Annotated in this window: 25 protein-coding genes; 13 read left to right on the forward strand and 12 right to left on the reverse strand. The window is 71.8% G+C overall.

Annotation, left to right across the window (positions count from 1 at the left end; all coding sequences use genetic code 11):
- Positions 1-76: 76 nt before the first annotated feature.
- The 4 genes from hrpA to NV263_RS25345 all read right to left on the reverse strand — a co-directional run bounded on the left by hrpA (position 77) and on the right by NV263_RS25345 (position 7,030).
- Positions 77-4,024 (reverse strand): ATP-dependent RNA helicase HrpA, encoded by a 3,948-nt coding sequence (gene hrpA, locus NV263_RS25330; RefSeq protein WP_263249126.1) that lies wholly within the window; start codon positions 4,022-4,024, stop codon positions 77-79.
- Positions 4,025-4,126: 102 nt separating this feature from the next.
- Positions 4,127-5,305: a class I SAM-dependent methyltransferase gene (locus tag NV263_RS25335; RefSeq protein WP_263249127.1), complete on the reverse strand. Its 1,179-nt coding sequence runs from the start codon at positions 5,303-5,305 to the stop codon at positions 4,127-4,129.
- A 102-nt stretch (positions 5,306-5,407) separates the two neighbouring features.
- Positions 5,408-6,190, reverse strand: coding sequence for an enoyl-CoA hydratase/isomerase family protein (locus NV263_RS25340; protein ID WP_263249128.1), 783 nt, complete (start codon positions 6,188-6,190; stop codon positions 5,408-5,410).
- Positions 6,191-6,265: 75 nt separating this feature from the next.
- Complete coding sequence (locus NV263_RS25345; protein ID WP_263254364.1) at positions 6,266-7,030, reverse strand: ABC transporter ATP-binding protein; 765 nt, start codon at positions 7,028-7,030, stop codon at positions 6,266-6,268.
- A gap of 458 nt (positions 7,031-7,488) precedes the next feature.
- Here NV263_RS25345 and NV263_RS25350 point away from each other — a divergent pair, with 458 nt between their 5' ends.
- The 3 genes from NV263_RS25350 (at position 7,489) to NV263_RS25360 (ending at position 10,015) form a co-directional block, all read left to right on the forward strand.
- Entirely contained in the window at positions 7,489-8,109 is a 621-nt protein-coding gene (locus tag NV263_RS25350; protein WP_263249129.1) for a cysteine dioxygenase, read from the forward strand.
- Positions 8,106-8,543, forward strand: coding sequence for a rhodanese-like domain-containing protein (locus NV263_RS25355; RefSeq protein ID WP_263249130.1), 438 nt, complete (start codon positions 8,106-8,108; stop codon positions 8,541-8,543). Before NV263_RS25350 ends, NV263_RS25355 begins: the two co-directional genes overlap by 4 nt.
- A 314-nt stretch (positions 8,544-8,857) precedes the next feature.
- Positions 8,858-10,015, forward strand: a complete 1,158-nt coding sequence (locus tag NV263_RS25360; protein WP_263249131.1) for a tetratricopeptide repeat protein — start codon at positions 8,858-8,860, stop codon at positions 10,013-10,015.
- A gap of 43 nt (positions 10,016-10,058) precedes the next feature.
- Here the strand turns inward: NV263_RS25360 and glgP are convergent, their stop codons facing one another.
- Positions 10,059-12,611 (reverse strand): alpha-glucan family phosphorylase, encoded by a 2,553-nt coding sequence (glgP, locus tag NV263_RS25365; RefSeq protein ID WP_263249132.1) that lies wholly within the window; start codon positions 12,609-12,611, stop codon positions 10,059-10,061.
- A gap of 85 nt (positions 12,612-12,696) precedes the next feature.
- Between glgP and NV263_RS25370 the strand changes: the two genes are divergently transcribed.
- On the forward strand, positions 12,697-13,986 hold the full coding sequence (locus NV263_RS25370; protein WP_263249133.1) for a neutral zinc metallopeptidase: 1,290 nt from the start codon (positions 12,697-12,699) through the stop codon (positions 13,984-13,986).
- Positions 13,987-14,029: 43 nt separating this feature from the next.
- On the opposite strand, the gene NV263_RS25375 is transcribed toward NV263_RS25370, so the two are convergent.
- Positions 14,030-14,185 carry a hypothetical protein gene (locus NV263_RS25375; RefSeq protein WP_263249134.1) on the reverse strand — a complete coding sequence of 52 codons (156 nt, stop codon included), beginning with the start codon at positions 14,183-14,185 and terminating at the stop codon, positions 14,030-14,032.
- Here NV263_RS25375 and NV263_RS25380 point away from each other — a divergent pair.
- Together NV263_RS25380 and NV263_RS25385 are read left to right on the forward strand one after the other, a co-directional pair.
- Positions 14,175-15,542, forward strand: a complete 1,368-nt coding sequence (locus NV263_RS25380) for a neutral zinc metallopeptidase (RefSeq protein WP_263249135.1) — start codon at positions 14,175-14,177, stop codon at positions 15,540-15,542. The two genes, NV263_RS25375 and NV263_RS25380, sit on opposite strands and share 11 nt — an antisense overlap.
- 49 nt (positions 15,543-15,591) lie before the next feature.
- On the forward strand, positions 15,592-15,885 hold the full coding sequence (locus NV263_RS25385; protein WP_263249136.1) for a tyrosine-protein phosphatase: 294 nt from the start codon (positions 15,592-15,594) through the stop codon (positions 15,883-15,885).
- 4 nt (positions 15,886-15,889) lie between these two features.
- On the opposite strand, the gene NV263_RS25390 is transcribed toward NV263_RS25385, so the two are convergent.
- Positions 15,890-16,822, reverse strand: a complete 933-nt coding sequence (locus NV263_RS25390; RefSeq protein WP_263249137.1) for a tetratricopeptide repeat protein — start codon at positions 16,820-16,822, stop codon at positions 15,890-15,892.
- A gap of 386 nt (positions 16,823-17,208) precedes the next feature.
- Here NV263_RS25390 and NV263_RS25395 point away from each other — a divergent pair, with 386 nt between their 5' ends.
- Entirely contained in the window at positions 17,209-17,412 is a 204-nt protein-coding gene (locus NV263_RS25395; RefSeq protein ID WP_263249138.1) for a hypothetical protein, read from the forward strand.
- A 53-nt stretch (positions 17,413-17,465) separates the two neighbouring features.
- Here the strand turns inward: NV263_RS25395 and NV263_RS25400 are convergent, their stop codons facing one another.
- The gene (locus tag NV263_RS25400; protein ID WP_263249139.1) at positions 17,466-17,768 is read right to left on the reverse strand and encodes an MTH1187 family thiamine-binding protein; all 303 of its coding nucleotides are present in this window, start codon (positions 17,766-17,768) and stop codon (positions 17,466-17,468) included.
- Between the two features lie 123 nt (positions 17,769-17,891).
- Here NV263_RS25400 and NV263_RS25405 point away from each other — a divergent pair, with 123 nt between their 5' ends.
- Positions 17,892-18,392 carry a MarR family winged helix-turn-helix transcriptional regulator gene (locus NV263_RS25405; RefSeq protein ID WP_263249140.1) on the forward strand — a complete coding sequence of 167 codons (501 nt, stop codon included), beginning with the start codon at positions 17,892-17,894 and terminating at the stop codon, positions 18,390-18,392.
- A gap of 101 nt (positions 18,393-18,493) precedes the next feature.
- On the opposite strand, the gene NV263_RS25410 is transcribed toward NV263_RS25405, so the two are convergent.
- The gene (locus tag NV263_RS25410; protein ID WP_263249141.1) at positions 18,494-18,853 is read right to left on the reverse strand and encodes a DUF3817 domain-containing protein; all 360 of its coding nucleotides are present in this window, start codon (positions 18,851-18,853) and stop codon (positions 18,494-18,496) included.
- An 89-nt stretch (positions 18,854-18,942) separates the two neighbouring features.
- Positions 18,943-19,260 (reverse strand): divalent-cation tolerance protein CutA, encoded by a 318-nt coding sequence (gene cutA / locus NV263_RS25415; RefSeq protein WP_263249142.1) that lies wholly within the window; start codon positions 19,258-19,260, stop codon positions 18,943-18,945.
- Positions 19,261-19,389: 129 nt separating this feature from the next.
- Between cutA and NV263_RS25420 the strand changes: the two genes are divergently transcribed.
- From NV263_RS25420 to NV263_RS25440, 5 genes are all read left to right on the forward strand, one after another.
- Positions 19,390-20,364 (forward strand): LacI family DNA-binding transcriptional regulator, encoded by a 975-nt coding sequence (locus NV263_RS25420; protein ID WP_263249143.1) that lies wholly within the window; start codon positions 19,390-19,392, stop codon positions 20,362-20,364.
- 20 nt (positions 20,365-20,384) lie between these two features.
- Positions 20,385-21,386, forward strand: a complete 1,002-nt coding sequence (locus NV263_RS25425; protein ID WP_263249144.1) for a class I mannose-6-phosphate isomerase — start codon at positions 20,385-20,387, stop codon at positions 21,384-21,386.
- Positions 21,387-21,486: 100 nt separating this feature from the next.
- Entirely contained in the window at positions 21,487-21,672 is a 186-nt protein-coding gene (locus NV263_RS25430; protein ID WP_263249145.1) for a hypothetical protein, read from the forward strand.
- A 174-nt stretch (positions 21,673-21,846) separates the two neighbouring features.
- Positions 21,847-22,251, forward strand: a complete 405-nt coding sequence (locus NV263_RS25435) for a TipAS antibiotic-recognition domain-containing protein (RefSeq protein WP_263249146.1) — start codon at positions 21,847-21,849, stop codon at positions 22,249-22,251.
- 275 nt (positions 22,252-22,526) lie between these two features.
- On the forward strand, positions 22,527-23,843 hold the full coding sequence (locus tag NV263_RS25440) for a DNA polymerase IV (RefSeq protein WP_263249147.1): 1,317 nt from the start codon (positions 22,527-22,529) through the stop codon (positions 23,841-23,843).
- Here NV263_RS25440 and NV263_RS25445 read toward each other — a convergent pair whose 3' ends face one another.
- Positions 23,844-24,584, reverse strand: a complete 741-nt coding sequence (locus tag NV263_RS25445; RefSeq protein WP_263249148.1) for a hypothetical protein — start codon at positions 24,582-24,584, stop codon at positions 23,844-23,846.
- Between the two features lie 131 nt (positions 24,585-24,715).
- Complete coding sequence (locus NV263_RS25450; RefSeq protein ID WP_263249149.1) at positions 24,716-25,903, reverse strand: acetyl-CoA C-acetyltransferase; 1,188 nt, start codon at positions 25,901-25,903, stop codon at positions 24,716-24,718.
- Positions 25,904-25,914 lie beyond the last annotated feature (11 nt).

The following is a 25,914-nucleotide window of genomic DNA, read 5'->3' on the forward strand; positions in this document are numbered from 1 at the left end:
GGATTCCGCCATGCACGCGCACGTCCGCTCCGCCCTCCACCGCGCCGCCACGACGATCCGCGGCGGCATCCGGGGATCAGTCCGCGATCTTGTCGATCGCGCGGTGAATGCGCTTCAACGACACCGGATGCGCGGTGCCGAGCGTCTGCGCGAACAGGCTCACCCGCAGTTCCTCGATCATCCACCCGATCCGCCGCAGCTCCCCGCTCGGAGAACGTCCCTGCGGCACCCGGGCCAGCAGTTCCCGATAGCGCTGCGCGACCTCGTCCACCTGCGCCATCCACTCGCGGTCGCGCTGCGGGTGGTACTGCAGTTTGTCCAACCGCATCTCGACCGCGCGCAGGTAGCGCACCAGGTCCGGCAGCCGCTCCCACCCGGTGGCGGTGACGAAACCCGGGTAGAGCAGCCCGTCCAGCTGACCGCGGATGTCCCGGAGCGCGTCCGCCGGGGCGCCCTTCGGCCGGTCCGCCAGCATCGTCTCGACGCGCTGCGCCGCGGCGAGGACCTTCTCCACCGCGGACACCACCCCGGCGGTCACCGGTCCCAGCTGGGCCCGGACCTTGTCCCGCAGCGCGGCGAAGGCGTCCTGGTCCCACACCGGTCCGCCGTTGTCGGCCATCAGCTTGTCGACCGCGCAGGCGACGCAGTCGTCGAGGACGTCGGCGGGGTCACCGTGCGGGCTCCCGCCGAACACCAGCCGGGTCGTGCTGCTCATCCCGCGCTGGATGGACTTCGCCGGGGACGGGACGGCGAGCAGCAGCAGGCGCCGGGTGCCGTCCCACAGCGCGCGGCGCTGTTCCTCCTCGGTGTCGAACATCCGCACCCCGACGGTGCCGCCCTCGTCCACCAGCGCGGGGTACGCCTTCACCGAATGCCCGGCCCGCCGCTGCTCGAAGACCTGCGGCAGCCGCTCGAAGTCCCAGGAGCGCAGCCCGGTCCGCTCGACGTCGTCGGCCGCCGCCGAGATCTCCTCCCGGAGCTCGGGCCGCAGCCGCTGCTTGAGGTCCTCCAGGTCCTTGGACTCGGCGAGCTTCTTGCCCTTGCGACCGACGACGCGGAAGGTCATCTTCAGGTGATCGGGCACCCGGTCGAGGTCCCACTCGGCGCGGTGCACGGTCACGCCGGTCATCCGCCGCAGTTCCTCTTCCAGGGCGTCCAGCAGCGGCATCTCCTGCGACGTCATGCGGTGCAGCACGGCCCGGGCGTGGTCGGGCACCGGGACGAAGTTGCGCCGAACCGCCTTGGGCAGCGACTTCAGCAGCGCCGTCACCAGTTCCTCGCGCAGCCCCGGGATCTGCCAGTCGAACCCGTCCGGGGTGATCTGGTTGAGCACGGCGAGCGGGATGTGCGCCGTGACGCCGTCGGCATCGGCCCCCGGCTCGAACTGGTAGGTCAGCCGCAGCCGGTGCGCGCCCTGCTGCCAGAAGTCGGGGTAGTCGTGGTCGGTGACCTCCGCCGACTCCTGGTTGATCAGCATCGATTTCTCGAAGTTGAGCAGGTCGGGCTGCTCCCGCCGGACCTTCTTCCACCAGGAGTCGAAGTGCCGCCCGGAGACGACCTCGGCGCCGACCCGCTCGTCGTAGAACTCGAACAACGTCTCGTCGTCGACGAGGATGTCGCGCCGGCGGGCCCGCTCCTCCAGGTCCTCGACCTCGGCGAGCAGCGCCCGGTTCTCGTGGAAGAAGGCGTGCCGGGTGTCCCAGTCGCCTTCCACCAGCGCGTGCCGGATGAACAGCTCGCGGCTGAGTTCTGGGTCGATGCGCCCGTAGTTGACCTTGCGGGCGACGACCAGCGGCACCCCGTAGAGCGTGACCTTCTCGTAGGCGACGACCGCGGCGCGGTCCTTCTCCCAGTGCGGTTCGCTGTAGCTGCGCTTGACCAGGTGCTGGGCGAGGGACTCGATCCAGTCCGGCTCGACGCGCGCGACGACCCGGGCCCACAGCCGCGAGGTCTCCACCAGCTCGGCGGCCATGACCCAGCGCGGCGGCTTGCGGAACAGCGCGGACCCGGGGAACACCGCGAAGCGGGCGTTGCGGGCCCCGAGGTACTCGTTCGAGCCGCGCCCCTGCTGCGGTCCGGACTTCTTCTCGGTGTCCTTGAGCCCGATGTGCGACAGCAACCCGGCCAGCAGCGACTGGTGGATGCGCGCCGAGTCGGCGGGCTGGTCGTTGATCGACACACCCATCGACTTCACCATCTGCCGCAGCTGCCCGTAGAGGTCCTGCCACTCGCGCACGCGCAGGTAGTTCAGGAAGTCGCCCCGGCAGAGCTTGCGGAACTGGTTGGACGACAGCTCCTTCTGCTGGGAACGCAGGTACCGCCACAGGTTGAGGTAGGTGAGGAAGTCCGAGTCGGGTTCCTCGTCGACGAACCGCGCGTGCTTCTGGTCGGCCTGCTGCTGCTTGTCCGCCGGGCGCTCGCGCGGGTCCTGGATGGACAACGCGGCCGCGATCACCAGAATTTCGCGGACGCAGCCGTTGCGTTCGGCCTCCAGCACCATGCGCGCCAGCCGGGGGTCGATCGGCAACTGCGCGAGCTTGCGACCGATCGGGGTGAGCCGCCGGGTCAGTTCCTTCTTGGACCCGTCCAGCGCACCGAGCTCGTGCAGCAGCGTGACGCCGTCGGTGATCTGCCGGCGGTCCGGCGGTTCCAGGAACGGGAACGACTCCACGTCACCGAGGCCGAGCGAGGTCATCTGCAGGATGACCGAGGCGAGGTTGGTGCGCAGGATCTCCGGGTCGGTGAACTCCGGACGCGCCAGGAAGTCCTGCTCGGAGTACAGCCGGATGCAGATGCCCTCCGACACGCGCCCGCAGCGTCCCTTGCGCTGGTTGGCCGACGCCTGCGAGACGGGTTCGATCGGCAGTCGTTGCACCTTGGTGCGGAAGCTGTAGCGGGAGATCCGCGCGGTCCCGGGGTCGATCACGTACTTGATCCCCGGCACGGTCAACGACGTCTCGGCCACGTTGGTGGCCAGCACGATCCGCCGACCGCCGTGCGGCTGGAACACCCGGTGCTGCTCGGCGGTCGACAGCCGTGCGTACAGCGGCAGCACCTCGGTGTTGGGCCGGTTCTGCTGGTCGAGCGCGTCGGCGGTGTCGCGGATCTCCCGTTCACCGCTGAGGAAGACGAGGATGTCGCCGGGGCCCTCGGCGCACAGCTCGTCGACCGCCTCGCAGATGGCCTGCGTCTGGTCGCGCACCACGTCCTCGGTCTCGTCGGAGTCGTCCACCAGCGGCCGGTAGCGGACCTCGACGGGGTAGGTGCGCCCGGACACCTCGACCACCGGAGCGTCGCCGAAGTGCCGCGAGAAGCTGTCCGGGTCGATCGTCGCCGAGGTGATGATCACCTTGAGATCGGGGCGGCGGGGCAGCAGCTGCTTGAGGTACCCGAGGATGAAGTCGATGTTGAGGCTGCGCTCGTGCGCCTCGTCGATGATGAGCGTGTCGTACTTGCGCAGCAGCCGGTCCCGCTGGATCTCTGCGAGCAGGATGCCGTCGGTCATCAGTTTGACCAGGGTGTCGTCCCCGACTCGCTCGGTGAAGCGCACCTGGTACCCGACGGTCTCGCCGAGTTCGGTGCCGAGTTCCTCGGCGACGCGTTCAGCGACGGTGCGGGCAGCCAATCGCCGCGGCTGGGTGTGCCCGATGAGCCCGCGCACGCCCCGCCCGAGTTCGAGGCACATCTTGGGCAGCTGCGTGGTCTTCCCGGACCCGGTCTCGCCGGCGACGATCACGACCTGGTTGTCGCGGATCGCGGCCAGCAGGTCGTCCCGGCGCTGGCTGACCGGCAGCGCTTCGGGGTATTCGACCGCGGGCACGTTCGCGCGCCGCTGCTCGACCCTGCGCTCGGCCGCCTCGACGTCATCGGCGATCTCGGCGGTAACCGCCTGCAACGCCTGCTGGTCCCGGATCTTGCGAGCACCGTCGATGCGGCGCTGGAGCCTGCGCTGGTCGACCGACATCAACTCGGGCAGCCGTTCGCGCAGGTCGGCGAGAGGGGATTTCACAGCAGACGTACCCATACCGGCTCCAGCATAGAGAACGGCCCCCGATGTTCTCCTTGGGTTTTCACCGGTCTCACAGGTCCCGGCCGCAGCTGCGCTCGAACGCGTGACGGAGCGCACTCAGGTGCGTTCCGCGCGGCACAGGTACGCCATCGCGGTGTCGCCGACCCGGGTCAGCACGAGCGTGCCGTCGCGACCGCCCTTCGGCTTGAGCCGCCGTCGCAGGGCGTCCGGGTCGACGTCCAGCCCGCGCACCAGGATCTCCAGGCGTCCGACCTCGTGCCCGCGCAACAGCGCCCGCAACGCCTTCTCCTGGTAGCGCCCCTGTTCGAGGACCCGGAACGCGCGGACTCCGGCAGGCGGCTCGTCGCCGGTCAGGTAGGCGATGCGCGGGTCGAGCTGCGACAGCCCGTGCCGGGCGGCGTAGTGCCGCACCAGCCCGGCTCGCACCACGGCGCCGTCCGGGTCGACGATCCACTGCCGCACGTCCCCGACCGGGCACTCGTCCGGCTCGGCATCGGTCAGCGTCCACGCCTCACCAGCACCCGCCAGGACGGTCGCGCGCCTGCGCACCCCGCTGCCCGCGAGTTCGCCGAACCACAGGGCGGCCTCCCTGACCTGCCCGCCCAGGGACACCACCTCGACCTCGGCGTCGCCGGGAATCGCGTCGAAGTCCAGGCCCGGCGCGCACTTCACCGCCAGGTCCCGCCCGGAGTAGGTGTCGAGGAGTTCGTCCAGCGGCGGCACCAGGTCCGCCGGGCTCCACTTGCGCCGGCCGGCGTCATCCCGCCGCGCCGGGTCCGCCACGACCGCGGTGCCCCGGGTCACCGGACGCAGCGCGTCCGCCCGCGCCACCAGGGCGGGCACCCGGGACTCATCGAGGTTGTGCCGGGCCATCGCCAACCGGACGGGATCGAGATCGGAACCCACGCAGCGCGCCGCGACCCTGGCGAGGGCACGGAGGTCCGCGCCGATGGAGCACGTGACGTCGTGCACGTCACGTCCGGCGAATCGCCTCGCGCGGTGCGCGGCGACCACTCCGGCGGTGGCCTGTTGCAGGGCGTCGTCGGTGAACAGCCACTCCGCGCAGTCGTCCAGTTTGGACTGCGCCCGGCGCCGCAACACCGCCGTCTCCAGCGCAGCGGCGGCGAAGCGCTCACCGGCGAGCTCGCGTGCGGCGGCCACGTCGGCGAGCCGGGAGGCCGTGGTCAGCGTCCGCCCGGACAGTTCGGCGACCGCGTCGCGTCCGGACGGCGAACGCAGGAACGCCACGTCGTCGAGATCGAACCGGTACCCCACGTGCGTCCCCTACACCGCCGCGCGTACCGACGGCGCCGGGCCGCGCGCTTCAGCGCGCACGGCCCTCACCCGACCGCACGCCCCGGACGTGTCGAACACCGCTCATTCGCCGGTGAACTCGGCCTTCCCGGGGCCGTTCTCGATGAACGACCGCATCCCGATCTTCTGGTCCTCGGTGGCGAAGGTCCCGGCGAACAGGTGCGTCTCCAGCTTCAGACCGTTGTCCAGGTCGACGTCCAGGCCGCCGTCGATCGCGGCCTTGGCCGCGGCCAGCGCGCGAGCAGGCCCCTTGGCGAACTGGTCGACCCAGCGGCGCGCCGCCGCGTACACGTCGTCGTCGGGCACCACCTCGTCGACCATGCCCAGCGACAGCGCCTCGTCGGCGGCCACGAAACGACCCGAGTAGATGATGTCCTTGGCCTTGCTCGGTCCGATCAGCCGGGCCAGCCGCTGCGTACCGCCGGCACCCGGGATCACGCCGAGCAGGATTTCGGGCTGGCCGACCTTGACGCTCTCGCCCGCGATGCGGCGGTCGCAGCTCAGCGCCAGTTCGAACCCGCCGCCGAGGGCGTAGCCCGTCAGCGCTGCCACGGTGGGCTTGGGGATCGCGGCCACCGCGCTCATCGCCGCGGACAGCCCGTGCTGCTCCTTGGTGACCATGTCGGCGTAGGACATCTCGGCCATCTCCTTGATGTCCGCCCCCGCGGCGAAGACCTTCTCCCCGCCGTAGACGATCACAGCCCGGATGTCGGTGCGCTCGGTGGCCTCGACCGCGACGTCCCGCAGCTCGCGCTCGATCTGCCGGTTCAGCGCGTTCATCTTCGGCCGGTCCAGCCGGATGGTTCCGATCGCGCCGTCCACCTCAAGCCTGACGAACTCGCCCACGCAGCAACCTCCTCGTCGAACCGACTGCGCCGGAAGGCTATCGCGGCGCGTCCGGGAACGGCAGTGACGCGACGCTCACCGGCGCCGCGCGAAGTAGCGGTCTCCGCTGCGCTGGAGCTCCAGGTCCTGGTCGAACGTCTTGGACAGGTTGTCCTCGGTGAGCACGTCGTCCAGCAGCCCCTGCGCGACGATCGAGCCCTCCCGCAGCAGCAGGCCGTGCGTGTACCCGGGCGGGATCTCCTCGACGTGGTGGGTGACCAGCACCGACGCCGGAGCGTCGGGGTCCATCGCCAGCGAGGACAGCCGGGCCACCAGGTCCTCCCGGCCTCCGAGGTCGAGACCCGCGGCCGGCTCGTCGAGCAGGAGCAGTTCGGGGTCGGTCATCAGGGCGCGCGCGATCGTGACCCGCTTGCGCTCCCCCTCGGACAGCGTGCCGAAGGGCCGGTCGGCGAGGTGCGCGACGCCGAGGAGGTCGAGCAGTTCGGCGGCGCGGTCGGTGTCCAGGTCGTCGTACTCCTCGCGCCACCGGCCGACCACCGAGTAGCCCGCGCTGACCACGACGTCGCGGACCCGCTCGTCGCCCGGGACGCGTGCGGTGAAGGCCGCGGAGGTCAGACCGATGCGGGGGCGGAGGTCGAACACGTTGGTCTTGCCGAGCCGCTCGCCGAGCACGTCGACGGTGCCGTCGCTCGGGTACATCTCGGTTCCGGCGAGCTTGAGCAAGGTCGTCTTGCCCGCACCGTTGGGGCCCAGCACGACCCACCGCTCGTCGAGCTCGACATCCCAGTTCACGTCGGACAGCAGGGTGGCATCGCCCCGCCGAACACCGACGCCATCCATGTGGATGACCAGGTCCTCCACGTCAACCTCCCAGCCGTGACTGGCCGCAACGCCCGCGGCACCCACCCGGTTCGTCTGGCGTCCGGACCGCCGCGGGTGTCCGGCAGGTCCCCTCCGGTCCCCCATTGTTCCGCCCCGCCCACTCGCCCCTGCGGCGGGGAGGACCCGGCCGCCCCCGGTCGGCGTCCAGATGTCGGAACGGCTCCGGGAGTGCTGGCGGTTCCCGGGGCTCCGTGCCACGATCGTCGTCGTGTCCGATTCGTTGCTCACACGCGATCGCGTGATCGACCTGTTCCGGGTCGTCACCACCGCCTGTCGCTGACGCGGTCCCCGGTCCGACAACCGGGCTCCACCGCGCGGCACGACGAATCCTCTTCTCCCGGCCACTCCCCGCGACGATCCGCGGTGAGTTCGTGTCGCGCCATTCCGCATCGCCTGACACGAACCTGGAGACCCCCATGACCGCTGTGCACCAGCACGATTCCGGCGGAACCACCCAGCTGTCCGAGTACACCCCGACCGACTCCGTGCCGGAGATCGGTACCGCGGAAGTGCACCCCGGCCTGGACAACCGCCTGCTCCGCGACCTCGTCCACCCGGACCGTCCGCTGTGGACACCTCGCGAACTGCGCGACCTCACCGGCCAGGTCGCCTCGGAACTGACCGGACCGCTGCTCGACGTCGTGCGCATCGACGAGCAGCAGCGCTGGTGGGCGCGGCTCGCGCTCACCGCGGGAGTGGAGCTGTGGCTGCTGTCCTGGGCTCCCGGGCAGGGCACCGAACCGCACGACCACGGCGGCGCGTCCGGATCGTTCTCGGTCCTGTTCGGGGCGCTGCGCGAGGACTACCGGTATTCCTCCGGACCGGTGCGCACCGTCGACCACGAGGTCGGATCGAGCATCGGCTTCGGCAGCGGGCGGGCGCACCGCGTCTACAACGCCAGTTCGGTGAACTCGGCGAGCGTGCACGCCTATTCCCCACCGCTGCTGCCGGTGCACTACTACGCCGACTTGGCCGACGTTCCGCCGATCCGGCCCGAGCGGACGACTTCAACGTCGCGTGCCGGGAGGGAACAGTGACCGTGATTCCGCTGCCCCGCCGGGACGAGCCTTCGACCGGGCCGTACGGCGTGGACCACCTGCTGTCCGAGTCGCGCGCCAAGCTCGACCGGGTCACACCGCACCAGGCGTTGTCGCTGCAGAAGCAGGGCGGCCTGCTGATCGACATCAGACCGCAAGCCGACCGGCTCACCGAAGGGGAGATCCCCGGTGCGCTGACCGTCGAGCGGATCGTGCTGGAGTGGCGCCTGGACCCGTCCGGCCCGCACCGGCTGACCGGACTCCGCCCGGACCTTCCGGTCGTGCTGGTGTGCAACGAGGGCTACGCCTCCAGCCTGGCCGCGGCCCAGGCCCAAAGCCTCGGTCTGACCAGGGCCACCGACCTCGCAGGCGGCTTCCGAGCCTGGAAGGACGCGGGACTTCCGGTCCGCGTCGGCGGCTCGACACCGCTCTGAGCGAGCAGGGGAACCTTCCTGCCACGCGTGGCAGGAAGGTTCCCTTCGCCACTGCCGGCCTCCCTCCGGAAAGCGGAGGGCGGAAACCGCTTTCCCACCTCTGGGAGAAAAGTTCCCTTCCCCGCTCCACGGCCCCGCACGCGGGGTCGGACTCAACCGGGGGAAGGGAGGAAGGGAACTTTCCTGTCACTGCGACCCGGACAACGCGGCGGGGATGGCAGGAAAGTTCCCTTGCTCCACCGACCGGACCGGCCGGGGCTGACCCGGGCGAACCGGCCCTGCGGCGGCGCCGGGTCCTCTACGCTCTTGACCTTGTGCGAGCGAAAAGCCTGTTGCTGCGGCCGTGGGTCGCCAGCGCCGTGCTCGGTGCGATCGCGGTGTGCGCGGTGGAAGCGGTCGCGGGCACGGGTTTCGCCGGTTCGGTCGCCGGACTCGGCGGTGCGCTCGCGGGTGTGATCGCGCTGCCGATGGTGACGCAGCTCGGCCTGCTGATCGGGGCGCTGGTGTTCGGACTGCGCGTCAGGCACGTCGTGTTCGGGGCGCTGCGGCGCGTCGCGTCGTGGCGGGCGGGCCGTACCACCATCACGGTCCGGGCCCTGCCGGTGACGTTGCGGTCGGAGATCGGCCCGTGGCGCTCGCCGGTGATCCTGCGGTGCTGGTCGGCCGGGCTGGTTTCGGCGCTCGCCGGGACGGGTGCGGTCGCCGCGTCGTGGTCGCTGGTCGGCAGTGCGTTCGGACGGGGCCTGTCGATCGCGATGACCCCGTTCATGCTGTACAAACTCCTGCCGAAGCGGGCGCCGCTGGCGACGTCGACGGGCTGGTTGCTGTTCGGCCTGCCCCGCATGCCCGAACCCGAGCGCACCGAGTTCCGCGCGGCGCCGCTCGCGGCCCGCGCGCACGAGGCGCTGCGGGAAGGCGACATCGAGCGCGCGGAATCCTGTGTGGACGCTCTCGTCCGGGAGCACCCGGACCTGAACGCGACGACGTCGTGCCGGGTGACGCTGCTCGAAGCGCGCGGCGAGTACGCGCAGGCGGTGATGCTGCTGCTCCAGCACGTCTCGGCGCGAGACGCCCAGCCCCGCGAGATGTCGTACCTGCTGGCGGGCATGGCGGGCCTCGGATTCGCCGCGGTCGAGGCGGGGCAGCTGCCGGGCGACGAGGTGCTGCCGATCGCGAAACGCGCGTTGCGCGACGCGATCGACCTCGGCTACCCGGAGTTCGACCTCAGCGGCACTTCGGGGCTGCTCGCCCTGATCGAAGGCGACGTGGACGAGGCGGTCCGGCTCGCCGCGATCGGCGCCGAGCACAACAGCTCACCGCTGTCCCAGGCCGACGACTACGCGACCCTGGCCCGCGCGCACATGGCGCGCCACGACAACGCCGCTGCCCGCGAGGCGCTCGCCCGGGCGGAGCACCTGGCGCCGTGGTGGCCGCGCGTGCGGGAAACCCGCCAGCGGCTCCAGGTCTGCTGAACCGGGATCCGCCCCGGAGCCGCCGAGGTCGCGGATTCCCGGCTCAGCCCGCGAGGACAACCTTGCCGAGTTCGGCGTAACCGGACAGCAGCGGGTGCTTCGGCAGGACCCGCACGGTGTACCCGGCCGGACCCGCGTGCGGCAGCGTCACGCTCGCCTCGTAGCGGCCCTCCCCGGCCGGGCGCATCGACTCGGCCACGAAGTCGTGCAGCTCGTCGGAGTCGTCGACCCGACCGACGACCACCTCGACGTCCACATCGGACGGATCGAGCCCGGCCAGGTCGACGCTCGCGCGCACGGTCACCTGCCCGCCCAGCAGCGGCGTTCCGCCGGTCTCGACGGTCATCTCGGTGTCCCGGATCCGCACCCACGTCCAGGCGGCCTGCAACCGCGCCCGGTAGTCGGCGATCTCCTTGGCGCCGCGGTAGCCGTCGTTGGCCACCGCGCGCACCGACCTCGCCGCTGGGGCGTAGTGGTTGTCGACGTACTCGCGGACCATCCGGGACGACTGCACGCGCGGCCCGAGCGTCGCCAACGTGTGCCGGACCCTCGACATCCACTTGCCGGGCACCCCGTCGGTGTTGCGCTCGTAGAACAGCGGGGCCACGTGCTCGGAGATGAGCTCGTACAGCGCGGTGGCCTCCAGGTCGTCGCGCCGGTTGGGATCGGTGACGCCGTCGGCGTTGGGGATGGCCCACCCGTAGTGGCCGTCGAACAACTCGTCCCACCAACCGTCCCGGACCGACAGGTTCAACCCGCCGTTGAGCGCCGCCTTCATCCCCGACGTGCCGCACGCTTCCAGCGGCCGCACCGGGTTGCTCAGCCACACGTCGCAGCCGGACACCAGGTATCGGGCCAACGACATGTCGTAGTCCGGCAGGAAGACGATCCGGTGCCGCACGTCGGCCTGGTCGGCGAACTTGACGATCCGCTGGATCATCGCCTTGCCGCCCTCGTCGGCCGGGTGCGACTTGCCCGCCACCACGATCTGCACCGGTCGCTCCGGGTCCAGCAGCAGGTCCCGCAGCCGGTCGGTGTCGCGCAGCATCAGCGTCGCCCGCTTGTAGGTCGGAACGCGGCGGGCGAAGCCGATGGTGAGCACGTCCGGGTCGAACACCGAGTCGCACCAGCCGAGTTCGAGGTCCGAGGCGCCGCGCTGCAACCACGCCTCGCGCAACCGGCGGCGCACCTCGTCGATCAGCCGCTGCCGCAGCGAGCACCGCAGCTCCCACAGCAGCGAGTCGCTGACCGGTTCCATCCCGCGCAGCCCCGCCCCGCTGTCCATTTCGGACTCGCCGAGCAGTTTGCCGAGTTCGCGCGCCGACCAGGTGGGTCCGTGCACGCCGTTGGTGACCGAGCGGATCGGGATCTCCTCGACCCCGAACCCCGGCCACAGGTTCCGGAACATCTTCCGGATCACTTTGCCGTGCAGTTCGGACACACCGTTGGCGCGTTGGGCCAGCCGCAGGCCCATGTGCGCCATGTTGAACATGCCCGGGTTCTCCTCGGCTCCCAGCGCGAGCACCCGTTGCGTGGGCACCCCGGGCAGCAGGGCCTCCCGGGCGCCGTCGCCGAAGTAGTGGCTCACCAGGTCCACCGGGAACCGGTCGATGCCCGCGGGCACCGGTGTGTGCGTGGTGAACACCGTGCCCGCCCGCACCGCGGCCACCGCCTCCTCGAACTGCAGGCCCGGGTCCTCCAGCAGCTCGCGGATGCGCTCCAGGCCGAGGAACCCGGCATGGCCCTCGTTGGTGTGGAACACCTCGGGCTGCGGGTGGCCGGTGAGCGCGCAGTAGGCGCGCACGGCCCGCATCCCGCCGATCCCGGCGAGGATCTCCTGGCGGATGCGGTGCTCGGCGTCGCCGCCGTAGAGCCGGTCGGTGGTGCTGCGCAGGTCGTCGTCGTTGTCCGGCAGGTCGCTGTCGAGCAGCAGCAGCGGAACCCGGCCCACCTGCGCCTTCCAGATCCGGGCGCGCAGCGTGCGCCCGGCGGGCATCGCGACGTGCACCAGCACCGGCTCACCGGAGTGGTCGGTCAGCATCTCCAGCGGCAGGCCGCGCGGGTCCAGCACCGGGTAGTGCTCGACCTGCCAGCCCTCGGCGGACAGCGCCTGCCGGAAGTACCCGGACCGGTAGAGCAACCCGACGCCGATCATCGGCACGCCCAGGTCGGAGGCGGCCTTGAGGTGGTCCCCGGCCAGCACGCCCAGCCCGCCGGAGTAGTTCGGCAGCGCTTCGGTGAGCCCGAACTCCATCGAGAAGTAGGCGATCGAGGTCGGCAGCACGGCGCCTTCGTCGAGCCGCTGCTGGTACCAGCGCGGCACCGTCAGGTAGCGGCGCAGGTCGTCGTCGACCGCCCGGGTGCGGGCCAGGAAGTCCTCGTCGCGCGCGAGTTCGCTGAGCCGCCCGGCGGGCACCTCGGCCAGCAGGCGCAGCGGGTCGCCGCCGACCGCCGACCACACCGGGGGGTCGACCGCGGCGAACAGGTCCTGCGTCGGCGGGTGCCAGGTCCAGCGCAGGTTGGTCGCCAGGGTTCCCAGCGCCTGCAGCTGGTCCGGCAGGTGGGCGCGCACGGTGAAGCGGTGGACGGCTCTCACGGGAGCGGACCATATCTCGGCGCGGACGCGTCCGTGCGCCGATACCGTCACGGTCACACCCGGCCCCCGATGCGAAGCTGGGGACGTGCGTGCCCTGCGAATCGCGGCGTCGGTGGTCGTGCTCCTCGCCGCCGCCTGCTCGTCCCCGGCTCCGCCCGGCCCGCCTGCCGTGGCCGTGCACCCGGTCGACCCGTCGTTCGTGCACGGCACGGACCGCGGCGACACCGACCGGCTGGCGGCCACCGTCGTCACCGACGTGCAGGCGTACTGGTCCGCGCAGTTCCCGGCGGTGTTCGACAAGTCCTGGCACGACCTGGACGGCGGGTTCTTCTCCGTGGACACCAACGGCAAGGGCGCACCGCCGCCGTGCTCGGCCTCCCCGCAGGACGTGGAGGGCAACGCGTACTACTGCGCCACCGTCGACACCATCGCCTGGGACCGCGCGGCACTGCTGCCCGTGCTGCGGGAGCACTACGGGGACGCCTCGGTGGCGGTGGTGCTCGCGCACGAGATGGGACACGCGGTGCAGCAGCGTTCCGGTGTGGACATCGGCGGATCCGAACACCCGGTGCGGATCGAGGCGATGGCGGACTGCTACTCGGGCTCGTTCGTCCGCTGGGTCACCGACGGCCACGCCCCGCACCTGCACGTGGACGCCGCCCAGCTCGACGGGGCGCTGCGCGCGCTCATCGGTTTCCGCGACCCGGTCGGCACCGCGTCGACCAGCTCCGACGCGCACGGCACCGCCTTCGACCGGGTCTCGGCGTTCCAGGACGGCTTCCAGCGCGGTCCGCGCAGCTGCGCCGCCGTCACCGAGGAGGACCTGACCGCCCGCACCCCGCACGAGTCCGCCGAAGCACTTGAGGACATCCTCCGCGCGGACGCCCCGAACGCCTTCTTCGCCGACTACGTCACCCGCCGCGGCGGGCACTGGACGCCGCCCGCGGTCCGCGCTTCCGACGACCCGGCCGCCTCCTGCACCGCGAACGCGCACCCCGTCGCGTTCTGCGCGCGACCGCGGACGGTCGTCGCCGACCGCCCCGGGCTCGACGGCGTGCGCCACGACCTGGGCGACCACGCCGCTGCGACGTTGCTCGCCTCGCGCTTCGCGCTGGCCGCGCTCGACGAGCTCGGACGCCCCACCACGGCCGCCGACGCGGAGCGGCGGACCGCATGCCTGACCGGCGCCTACACCGGCTGGCTCGGCAGGGACGAAGCCCGGCTGTCGCCCGGCGACCTCGACGAGGCGGTGGACGTCGTGCTCGACTCCGACGACGTGTCCCGCGACGCGCGGGGTCGCAGCGACCTGACCGGATTCGACCGCATCACCGCGTTCCGCACCGGCGCTGTGGGCGGCCCGGACGCCTGCGGCTGATCTTCGAAGATCGCCCGAACGCCCCGACGGCCACCCGATAGGCTCATCCGGCGGAGGATCTTCGGTACCGCAGGATGGGGCAGCCAGTGGTGGTGGAATCGGCCGGTAGCCGGTCGCGCAGGCGGATCGCCGCGACCGTGATGTCGTTGCTCGCGTGCAGCACCGTCGTCACCGGGTGTTCCAGGACGGTGAGCGGCACTCCCACGACGTTCGGCAGCTACTCGACGACCGAGGTCGCCGGCCTGCCCGCCACCAACGGTCCGAGCGGGCGCAAACCCGGATCCGGCCGGTCGGACCTGCCGGTGGACGGCGGCGTCAACGGGGAGATGGACGAGCTCGCCCGCGACGCGGTCGCCGACATCGAGGACTACTGGAGCGCGCAGTTCCCGCAGTCCTTCGACGGCAAGCAGTTCGCCCCGGTGAAGCGGCTCATCTCCTACGACTCCGCGGGTCCGGGCACCCAGCTGTGCGGGGAGAACACCGCGGGTCTGACGAACGCCTTCTACTGCCCGTCCGAGGACGTCGTGGCGTGGGACCGCGGGCAGCTGCTCCCCCGGCTCAACGCGAGCTTCGGACCGATGTCGGTGGTCACCGTCCTCGCGCACGAGATGGGCCACGCGGTCCAGACCCGGGCCGCAACGGTCACCCGGGACGATCCGGTGATCGTGCAGGAGCAGCAGGCCGACTGCTTCGCTGGCGCGTACTTCCGGCACGTCGCCGAGGGGTCGTCGAAGTACTTCCAGATCTCCACCGGCCAGGGGCTGAACCAGGCCATGGGCGTGCTCAACTACATCCGGGACGCGCCCGGCGAAACCGACTTCACCGGTGCCGACGCGCACGGCAGCGCCTTCGACCGGGTCAGCGCGTTCCAGTTCGGCTTCAGCGACGGGCCGCGGCGCTGCGCGCAGATGACCCGCGACGAGGTCCGCGCGCGCACCACCCAGTTCCGCTTCTGGAAGCAGCAGCAGGAACAGGACCTGCCGGTCGACCGCAGGAGCCTGGACGCCGTGTCGGACAGCCTGCACGAGGTGTTCCGCGACACGGGCGCGGCGCCGCCGAAGATCGTCGCCGGGACGCAGGCGTGCGGCGCGCGGAAAGCCACCACGCCCGCCGCGTTCTGCCCGGAGACCAACACGATTTCGTTGGACATCCCCGAGTTGCAGCGGATCGCCACCCCGCCGCGCAAGGGTTCCGCGTCCGGCTACGGCGATTTCGCCGCCTACGCCCAGGTCGCCTCGCGGTACGCGCTGTCGGTGCAGCAGTCGGCGGGCCTGCGGCTGGACGACGCCCAGGCGGGCCTGCGCACCGCGTGCATGGTCGGCGCCTGGAGCGGCCTGCTGGTCGAGGACCCGATCGGACGGCGCAACCCGGTCGGCAAACTCCGCATCGCGCCCGGGGACGTCGACGAGGGCGTGGCCGCCCTGCTGGGCGACGACAGCCTGATCGCGGCCAACGTCAACGGCGACCAGGTCCCGGCGGGATTCGCCCGCGTGGAGGCGTTCCGCATCGGCTTCCAGCAGGGCCTCAACCCCTGCACCACCAAGTACGCCGACTGAGCCCGCGCCCGACGACAACCAGCGCACCGCGCCGCGCGTCGTGGAGGTCGTGGACGAACGCGCACTGCACTGGGAAGGCTGCCTCAACGCCCGCGACCTGGGCGGCCTGGCCACCGGCCGCGTCCGATGGGGCGCGGTCGCGCGCTCCGACGACCCCGCACACCTGACCGCGGCGGGACCCCGCGACGACACGCCGCGGATCAGGCAGTTGCTCGCCGAGCGCGGTGCGACGGAACGCGCGGTCATCCGCCGCACCGTGGGATCGCTCGACGTGGCCGATCACCTGCGCGCGGGCGGCCTCACCGGCGGCGAGGCCACTGCGCTGCGGCGCAGGTTGACGTGAAAGGTCAGAACAGCGCGCTGGCCAGCGCCCGGCGTGCCTTGAGCACCCGCTCGTCCCCCTCCGGGAACAGCTCGAACATCTCCAGCAGGTGCTTGCGCGCCTTGTCCCGCTCGTCACCCGAGGTCCGCTTGACGGTGCGCACCAGCCGGTCGAACGCCGCCTCGACCTCACCGGTGGCGACCTGCGCGTCGGAGGCCGCGATCTGCGCCTCCACGTCGTCCGGCGCGGCGTCGGCGCGCGCCACGGCGCCGGGGTCGGCCTGTTCGGCGCGGGCGACGAAGCGGACCTGCGCCAGCGCGGCCTTGGCCTGCTCGTTGTCCGGCTCGGCTGCCAGGATCTGCTGGTAGGCGGCCTCGGCGGCGGCGTAGTCGCCGCGCTCCAGCGCGTCCTCGGCCGCGGTGAACCGCGGGTCCTCCGGCTCCTCCTCGACCGGGGCGTCGGCGGCGCCCTCCTCCGCGGCGCGGATGCCGGGCAGCTTGTCGCGCAGCGCGTCGAGCAGCGAGTCGATCCACTGCCGCAGCTGCGGTTCCGGCTGCACACCGGCGAAGGCGTCGACGGGCTGGCCGCCCGCGATCGCGATGACCATCGGCACCGACTGCACCTGGAACAGCTGCGCGATCCGCGGGTTGGCGTCGACGTCGATCTTGGCGAGCACCCAGGAGCCGCCGCTCTCCTGCGCCAGCTTCTCCAGCACCGGCGACAGCTGCTTGCACGGCCCGCACCAGGTGGCCCACAGGTCGACCACGACCGGCACCTGCATGGACTTCTCGACCACTTCGGCCTGGAAGGTGGCCTCGGTGACGTCGACGATCGAGGCGCCCGCTTCTCCGGAGGCGCCGTTGCCGTTCGCGGTCGGCTGGTCGGCCGCCCGGGCGGCGGCCTCGGCCCTGCTCTTGAGTGCCGACAGGTCGACGGCGCCCGCCATCGCGGCGGACATGGCTGCGTTCTGGCGTGGATCCGGCCTCGTCACGTCTCCATCCTGACACGCCGCGCCACGCGCGCGGTGGCTGGGCGGCCGATGTCGCGGGACTTTTCCGGGGCCCGCACCACAACCCCCGAACACGACACGCCGAGCACACCCAAGATCAAAACTGACGAGTGAAGGTTGATCACTCGATCAGGTGGCGTTCGTGCTCAGCCCTCAGGTCCCGCCGCGGTGATCGCCGAAAGGGATGCAGAACCCGCGAGGGACGGCTGTCCCCTCGTGGGTCTGCGGGGCCTCCGTCTGTGGGGACCTCCTGCCCGAAGTTCAACGAGAGGTACAAAACAGTGCGTATTGCCACCCGTGTTGCCGGTGTTGTCGGCGCCGCCGCCGTCGGCGCGATGACCCTGGGCTCCACCGCCGCGTTCGCGGACAGCGCAGACAACGACGGCATCAACGCCATCGACGGCAACAACATCAGCGCCGTGCCGGTCCAGCTGTGCAACGACAACGTCGGCGCGCTCATCGGTGTGATCGTCCCGATCCTGTCGCCGCAGACCGGTGACTGCGTCAACGCGCCGGTGGTCGACCACCCGAGCGCCTGACGCCGCAGGGAGACGACGGGGGTGGTGCCTGGGCACCACCCCCGTTTCCGTGCTCAGCCCTCGCGCAGGTGCTCCTCGACGCTGCGCACCTTCTGGTGCAGCTGGTCGGTGTGGCCGGGGCGGATGTCGGCCTTGATCACCAGGCTGGTGCGCGGCGCCCGCGAGGACACCGCCTCGGTGGCCCGCTTGACCACGTCCATCACCTCGTCCCACTCGCCCTCGATGGTGGTGAACATGGCGGTCGTCTCGTGCGGCAGACCGGATTCCCGGACCACCTTGACCGCCGCCGCCACCGCCTCGCCGACGCTGTCGCTGTCCCCGGCACCGCTGGGTGCCACGCTGAACGCCACCAGCACGTCCGCAACCTCCTCGTGATCGGTCGTCCGGTTCCGATCATGCCGCTCGACCGGCCGCACCGCTCGAACATCGCGCCCACAGGGATCAACCGGTCGAGTGCGGCGCTGCTAGCGTCGAACGCTATGAGCACCCGTAGTCCGCTGCCCTTCGACCCCATCGCCCGAGCGGCCGAGATCTGGGCCGAGCGGGTCGGCCCGGCGACGACGATGGCCGCCGTCACCAGCGTGATGCGGGTGCAGCAGATCCTGCAGTCCGCCGTCGACAGCGCACTGCGTCCGCACAACCTGACCTTCGCCCGCTACGAGGCGCTGGTGCTGCTGACCTTCTCGCGGCGCGGCAGCCTCCCGATGCGGGTGATGGGCGACCGGCTCCAGCTGCACCCCACCAGCGTCACCAACATCGTCGACCGGCTCGAACAGGACGGGCTGGTCCGGCGCGTCCCGCACCCGACCGACCGGCGCACCACCCTCGTGGAGATCACCGACGAGGGGCGCGACCTGATGGAGAAGGCCACCGAGGCGGTCACCGCGATCGACTTCGGACTGGCGGGGATCACCGAACGGCAGACCCAGCAGCTCACCGAACTGCTCGGCAAGGTCCGGCACGCCGCGGGCGACTTCTAGGCAGGGCAGTCCCGGAAACGCTTCGCGCGGCGGCGCCGGGAGCGGTGAGCTGCGGGCGCGCTCACCGATGGAAGAAGCTGCCGGCGCTCGTGGAACGGGCTCTAGTTCAGCTCGCGCAGCACGTAGCGGACGCGGCCCCAGAACGTCGGTTCCACCGAGTCGCGCTCGGTGAACAGGTCGCGGCGGTGCGCCCAGCGCTCGAACCACACCGACGCCAGCGGCGGGACCGACGCGACCAGGGCGAGCACCAGGACGCCGAACCGCCAGCGCAACGGGCTGAAGATCACCAGGCAGGTCACCACGTACGCGGTGAACACCAGGCCGTGGATCCAGCCCATCACGGTGACGCCGAGCGGCTCACCCAAGCCGTACTTGAACGCCATCGCCACCAGCAGGCCGATCCACGACACCGCCTCGGCGACCGCGACGAGGCGGAACCAACCGGCGTAACTCCGAGGCACTTCGCACCCACTTTCCGTCGACGAGCACCTCCACCGGAGTGTGGCGCGTGCGCCCGGTCACACCGGACCCGGTCCGCCGAAACCGGGTTCTACCTGCGCGTTTCCGAGTCCACCCAGGACAGGTACGCGGTGCTGCCGCCGACGATCGGCGTCGCGATGACCTCCGGGACGTCGTAGGGGTGGTGCTGTTCGAGGTGCGCGACCAGCTCGTCCAACCGCGCCGCCGAGGTCTTGATCTGCAACTGCCACTCGGGGTCGTCCTGGGCGGCCCCCTCCCACACGTAGAAGCTGCGGATCGGCACCACCTGCACGCACGCCCCGAGCCGGGCCTCGACCACGCCTCGCGCCAGCTCGGCGGCCGACTCCTCGGAATCCGCGGTCGTCACGACCTGCACATGATCAGCCATGCGCCCAGGCTAGCCAGCCCGGCGCTGGGCCGGTCGAGTCCGGCGCGTTGACACGGGGTGTTCCGGTGGGTTCCAATTCCGCTCGCCATGACAACGTTGTCTGATCCGGGGAGTGTTCGACGCGCCACCATGAGTGATGTGGCGCGGTCGGCGGGCGTCAGCATCAAGACGGTCTCGCGGGTGGTCAACGACGAGAGCGGGGTGCACCCGGCGACGGCGGAACGGGTGCTCGCCGCGATCGACCGGCTCGGGTTCCGCCGCAACCTGTCGGCGCGGAACCTGCGGCGGGGCGTCGGCACCGGAACGCTCGGGCTCGTCCTGGAGGACTTGGCGAACCCGTTCTACTCGGTGCTGACCCGCGCGGTCGAGGAAGCCGCGCGGATGCAGGGCAAGCAGGTGCTCACCGGTTCGTCCGACGAGAGCTCGGAGCGCGAGCGGGAACTGGTGCTGGAGTTCTGCGCCCGGCGCGTCGACGGGCTCCTGGTCGTGCCGGCGGGCAGCCAGCACGGCTACATCGGGCACGAGATGCGGGCCGGGACGCCCGTGGTGTTCGTGGACCGCCCGCCGGGCGGCCTGGACGCGGACACCGTGCTGATCGACAACGCCGGTGGTGCCGCGCAGGCCGCGCGGCACCTGGCCGGGTTCGGGCACCGCGAGATCGCCTTCCTCGGGGACGCGCCGGACATCCACACCGCCGCCGAGCGGGTCCGCGGTTTCCGCGAGGGGTGCGAACGCGCGGGCGTGCGGTTCGACCCCGAGCTGGTCCGGATGGGCCCGCACACCGACGAGTCGGTGGCGGCGGCGCTGGCCGGTCCGCTCCGGCGCGCCACCGCGCTCGTGGCGGGCAACAACCGCATCACCGTGCACGTGCTGCGGGCGTTGAGCGGCAGGCCGGACCGGCCCGCCCTGGTGGGGTTCGACGACTTCGAGCTCGCCGACCTGCTCGATCCGCCGATCACCGTGGTCACCCACGACACCTGGGCGCTCGGCCGGTCAGCGGCCGAGGCGCTGTTCGCCCGGCTCGACGGCGACACCTCGCCGCCGCGCCGCGTCGTGGTCCCGACCCGACTGCTGGCCAGAGGTTCTGGAGAGGTAAGGATTTGAGTTCCGTCCACAGTGGTCCGGTGGAGCTGCCGGCCAACCAGCCGCGCCAGTTCTACCGCGGCGGATCGTCCATCGCGGCGCTGCGCGGCGCCACCGACGACCGGGAGTTCGGCCCGGAGGACTGGGTGGCGTCGACGACCGCCCGGTTCGGGCAGGCCGAGTCCGGCCTGTCCCGGCTGCCCGACGGGCGGTGGCTGCGCGACGCGGTCGCCGCCGCACCGCGCGAGTGGCTCGGCCCCGAGCACGTCGCGGAGTTCGGCGACAGCACGGCTCTGCTGGTCAAGCTGCTCGACGCCGGCCAGCGGCTGCCGGTGCACTGCCACCCGTCCGACGAGTTCGCCCGGCGGCACCTGGGGTCGCGGTTCGGCAAGACCGAGGCGTGGGTCGTGGTCGGGACGAGCGGTCCGAATCCGGTGGTGTACCTGGGTTTCCGCGACGACGTGGCACCCGAGGTGGTCGACGAGTGGGTGTCCACACAGGACTCCTCGGCGATGTTGGGGTCGCTCAACGAGATCCCGGTGCAGCCGGGCGACACCGTGCTCGTGCCCGCCGGCACCCCGCACGCGATCGGGGCCGGGGTGTTCATCGTCGAGTTGCAGCAGCCGACCGACTTCTCGATCACCCTGGAATGGGACGGTTTCCTGGCCGACGCCGAGAGCGCTTTCCTCGGCATGGACCACCGCACGGCGCTGGAGACCGTCAACCGGACCGGCTTCGGCGATGCGGTGCTGTCGTCGCTGATCCGGCGCACGGGCGGGCAGGACGCGCCGCGCGTTCCGCTGCTGTCCGAGCAGGCCGCGCCGTTCTTCGGCGCGGAGCGCCTGCACGGGGCCGCCGAGCTCGCCCCGTCGTTCGGGGTGCTGATCGTGCTGGACGGCGACGGGAAGCTGCGGTCCGACGGCGGTGACGTGCCGGTGCGCCGCGGCAGCACCGTCGTCATCCCGCACGCCGCCGGACCGGCCCGTCTCGACGGGGAGATCACGGCGGTGCACTGCACCCCGCCCGCCCCGTGGCGGCACTGACCACACAGGACTCCCGCGGCGGAGGGGCGGCGGTGCCCGGACGCGGCACCGCCGCCCTTTCGGGCCTTCGACGGGGCGTTCGGACGGTTACCGTGGGGGCATGGGCAAGTACGGTGAACTGTTCCCCGGACGCAGGTTGCGGCACGACGGCGATCAGGGCGGCACGGGCCGCGAGCACGACCCCGGCGGACCGTTGGACCTGGACAGCGGTGTGGTGTTCCTCGCACCGCCGAAGCAGGACGAGCCGGAAACCGACGACGACTCCGCGGAGCGGGACCGCGGCTGAGGCCGTGGCACTTCTTCTCGGTTCCGACCTCGTCACAGGGCTGTAGCGGATCTCCCCAATCACACGCGGCAATGATCGCGCTCGGTTAGTGTGCCACGGGCAGGTGACGCTGCCCGAACACGACCAGGCAGACGGTCACTACGGGTGTTCGACCGTGGTGGGGGAAGGGACGCCGTGCAGCAGCTGGGTGGGAACTCCGGTCTCGACCAGTCCGAAGCCGTGGAGGACGGCACCGCGCTGATCGGGAACCTCGACAGCGGCACCGCGCTCACCGAGGAGCAGCGGCGCGCGATGGCCGCCCGGATCGGCGAGGACTGGAACCGCATCAGCTCCCGCATAGCCGAGCTGTTCGCCACCGGGGTGACCAACGACGACCCGCGCGCCCAGCAGGCGATCCACGACCACTACCGCTGGCTCTGCAACTTCTGGACCCCGGACCGGGACTCCTACCTGCGGCTGGCCCAGCTCTACGTGAACCAGCCGAAGTTCCGCAAGCGCATCGAGCGCAAGAAGCCCAAGGGCATGGCCGCCTACATGCGCGACGCGATGACCACCTACGCCTGGGCCCACCTGCGCTGACACCCTGATCGGGCGTCCCGGCGGTGTGCGGCACCAGCGCGTGTTTCAAAAGCGGCGCCAGCCGCTTTCTCTTTCGGTGAGTGGTCTCGCAGCCCGCACCGCCGCGGGTTCTCAGCGGTCGTCTCGCGAGGACAGCCCCGACGTGGTGTAGGGGGCTACATGATGTCGGGGCTCCCGGAGCCGAGACGGCCGCTGAGGTTCCGCCACCGGCACCGCCACGCAAAGCCACTTCCGAAACACTCCCGCCTGTCGGGGGAATCGCTTTCAATGTGGGTATGCGGAGGTGGGTGCTGCACGTCGACATGGACGCGTTCTACGCGTCGGTGGAGCAGTTGACCCGCCCCACCGTGCGCGGCCGTCCGGTGCTCGTCGGCGGAGCGGGCCCGCGGGGGACCGTCGCCGGGGCGAGTTACGAGTCGCGCGAGTACGGGGTGCGGTCGGCGATGCCGATGGCCGAGGCCCGGCGGCGCTGCCCGGTGGCCGTGGTGCTGCCGCCCCGGTTCCGGGTGTACCAGGCCGTGAGCGGCCGCGTGCTGGGTGTGGTGCGGGATTCGTCCGAGGTCGTGGAGCAGGTGTCGATCGACGAGGCGTTCCTGGAACCCGACGAGCTCGCCGGTGCGGAGACGGCCGCGGTGGAGCGGTTCGCCACCCGGTTGCGCGAGCGGATCCGCGACGAGGTCGGGGTGAGCGCGTCGATCGGCGCGGGCTCCGGCAAACAGCTCGCCAAGATCGCCTCGGGGCTGGCCAAGCCGGACGGGATGCTGGTGGTGCCGCCGGACGAGGAGCTGGAGCTGTTGTCCGGGCTGCCGGTGCGCAAGCTGTGGGGCATCGGGCCGGTCACCGAGGGCAAGCTGCACCGGATCGGCGTGCACTCCATCGGCGAGCTGGCGGCGCTGCACCCGAACGACGTCACCTCGCTGCTCGGGCAGGCGCACGGCACCGAACTGCACCGCCTCGCGCACAACATCGACGACCGCCCGGTGGCCGAGCGGGCCGAGGCCAAGCAGGTCAGCGCGGAGACCACGTTCGACGTCGACATCACCGACGCGGCGAAGCTCCTCGCCGAGGTCGTCGGCGTCGCCGAGGGCGCGCACCGCAGGCTGGTGTCGTCCGGCCGCGCCGCGCGCACGGTGACCGTCAAGGTCCGCGACTCCGACTTCACCACGATCAGCCGCGCGGAGACGTTCTCCTCGGCCACCAGCGATCTGGCCTCGCTGACCGCCGCCGCGCGGCGGCTGGTCTCCGTCGCGATCCCGCCCGGCACGCCGGTGCGGCTGGTCGGCGTGTCCTACTCGGGGCTGGCGACCTCCGAGCAGGAGCCGTTGTTCGGCAACCCCGTCGACCCGCCCCGCGCCGAGGAGCCCGCCGAGCCCGCGGAACGCCCCGTCGAGCAGCAGCCGCCGCGGCACTGGCGGGCCGGGGACGACGTCGAACACCCCGAGTTCGGGCACGGCTGGGTGCAGGGGGCCGGGCACGGGCGGGTCACGGTGCGGTTCGAGACCGCCGCGACCGGGCGGGGGACGGCGCGCACGTTCACCCTGGACGATCCGCTGCTGACCCCGGCCGACCCGCTGGACAGCCTGGGGTGGTGATCACTGCTGCGGCGGCGGCAGCTGCCTGCGGTAGTGGCCGACCCACTTGCTCGGCGCGACGGACTGGACCGCGGACTCCAGGGTCTTCGGCAGCCGCCCGACCGGCGGCAGGTGGAACCGGTACCGCTCCCCCGGCAGGCCCGGCATGGACGGCTGTTCCTCCACGCGCCAGCGCTCCAGTTCCGGGTGGCGCGCCGCGAACCCCGGGTCGGCCGGGTAGATCTCCAGGGCGTGGCGCTGGTCCGGCGGGATCGGCCGCCGGTGCTGCACGGGCGGCAGAGTGCCGACACCGACCGCCGAGATCTCCGACCACGGCACGCCGAACACCTCGCCGCGGGTGCGCGCGTAGAAGCCGCCGCGGTCGAACAGGAAGCCCCGGCTGCTGAGCATCCCGCGCGCCGAGACCACGAACCACAGGAAGACCACGCCGCACAGCAGTTGCCAGAACCACGTCCCGACGCCGCCGCCCTGGTAGGCCAGGGTCGCGGCGAACAGCACGGTCAGGAACCCGCTGATGCCCCCGCCGACCAGGAGGACCTTGAACGCGACGGCGCTGACGTCGACGTCCCACGCGTCCGCGCTGAGCGTGGTGGGCCGGTGCCCGCCGCCCGGCTGGACCCGGGTGGTGGGCTCCCGGCGCACGGTCTGCTGCTCCGCGGCGTAAGGCGCGGTGCCGCGCCCCCGCGGCACGGTCGCGCGCTCCGTGTCAGCCCGCTGCCATCCCCCTGGAAGCCATTTCATGACGTCCAGGGTAAACCGGACATACGAAAACGATCATGGAGTTGAGCGCGATTCCCGGAGATCTCCGGGTTTTTCCCCGGGAACCCCCTGAATGGAAGCGGCGCCAGCCGCTTCAAGACAGGCTCTGAGGTTCAGGCGCCGGGGACCCGCACGATCAGGGCGTCTCCCTGACCCCCGCCGCCGCACAGCGCCGCCGCGCCGGTTCCGCCGCCGCGCCGGCGCAGCTCCAGCGCGAGGTGCAGCGCCAGGCGGGCGCCGGACATGCCGATCGGGTGGCCGAGCGCGATGGCGCCGCCGTTGACGTTGACCCGCTCCTCGTCGAGGCCGAGCGCGCGGGTGGACACGATGCCGACCGCGGCGAACGCCTCGTTGATCTCCACCAGGTCCAGCTGACCGGGGTCGACGCCCTCCTTGGCGCAGGCGGCCTTGATCGCGTTGGACGGCTGCTCGTGCAGGCTGGCGTCCGGCCCGGCGACGACGCCGTGCGCGCCGATCTCGGCCAGCCAGCCCAGTCCGAGCTCCTCGGCCTTGGCGCGGCTCATCACCACGACGGCGGCCGCGCCGTCGGAGATCTGCGAGGCCGATCCCGCGGTGATGGTGCCGTCGGCGGCGAAGGCCGGGCGCAGCTTGGCGAGCGTCTCGGCGGTGGTGTCGCCGCGCACGCCCTCGTCGGAGTCGACGACGACCGGATCCGCCTTGCGCCGCGGGACCTCGACCGGGGCGATCTCCTCGGCGAAGATCCCGTTGGCGGCCGCCGCGGCGGCGCGCTGGTGCGAGCGCGCGGCGAAGGCGTCCTGCTCCTGGCGGGTCAGGCCGTGCCGGGCGTTGTACTTCTCGGTGGAGGAACCCATCGCGACCTGGTCGAACGCGCAGAACAGGCCGTCGTGGGCCATGTGGTCGAGCATCTGCACGTCGCCGTACTTGAAGCCCTCGCGGGATCCGGTGAGCAGGTGCGGCGCCTGCGTCATCGACTCCTGCCCGCCCGCGACCACGATGTCGAACTCACCGGCGCGGACCAGCTGGTCGGCCAGCGCGATCGCGTCCAGTCCGGACAGGCACACCTTGTTGATCGTCAGCGCCGGGACGTCCATCGGGATCCCGGCGGCGACCGCCGCCTGCCGGGCCGGGATCTGCCCGGCGCCCGCGGTGAGCACCTGGCCCATGATCGTGTACTGCACCTGGTCGGGACGCACCCCGGCCCGTTCCAGCGCGGCCCGGATGGCGATCCCACCGAGCTGCGCGCCGGAGAAGTCCTTCAACGAGCCCAACAACCGGCCCATCGGGGTCCGCGCACCCGCCACGATCACAGAGCTGCCCACTGCTGCCTCCC

This window comes from Saccharopolyspora rosea, from assembly GCF_025643595.1.
Classification (GTDB): domain Bacteria; phylum Actinomycetota; class Actinomycetes; order Mycobacteriales; family Pseudonocardiaceae; genus Saccharopolyspora; species Saccharopolyspora rosea.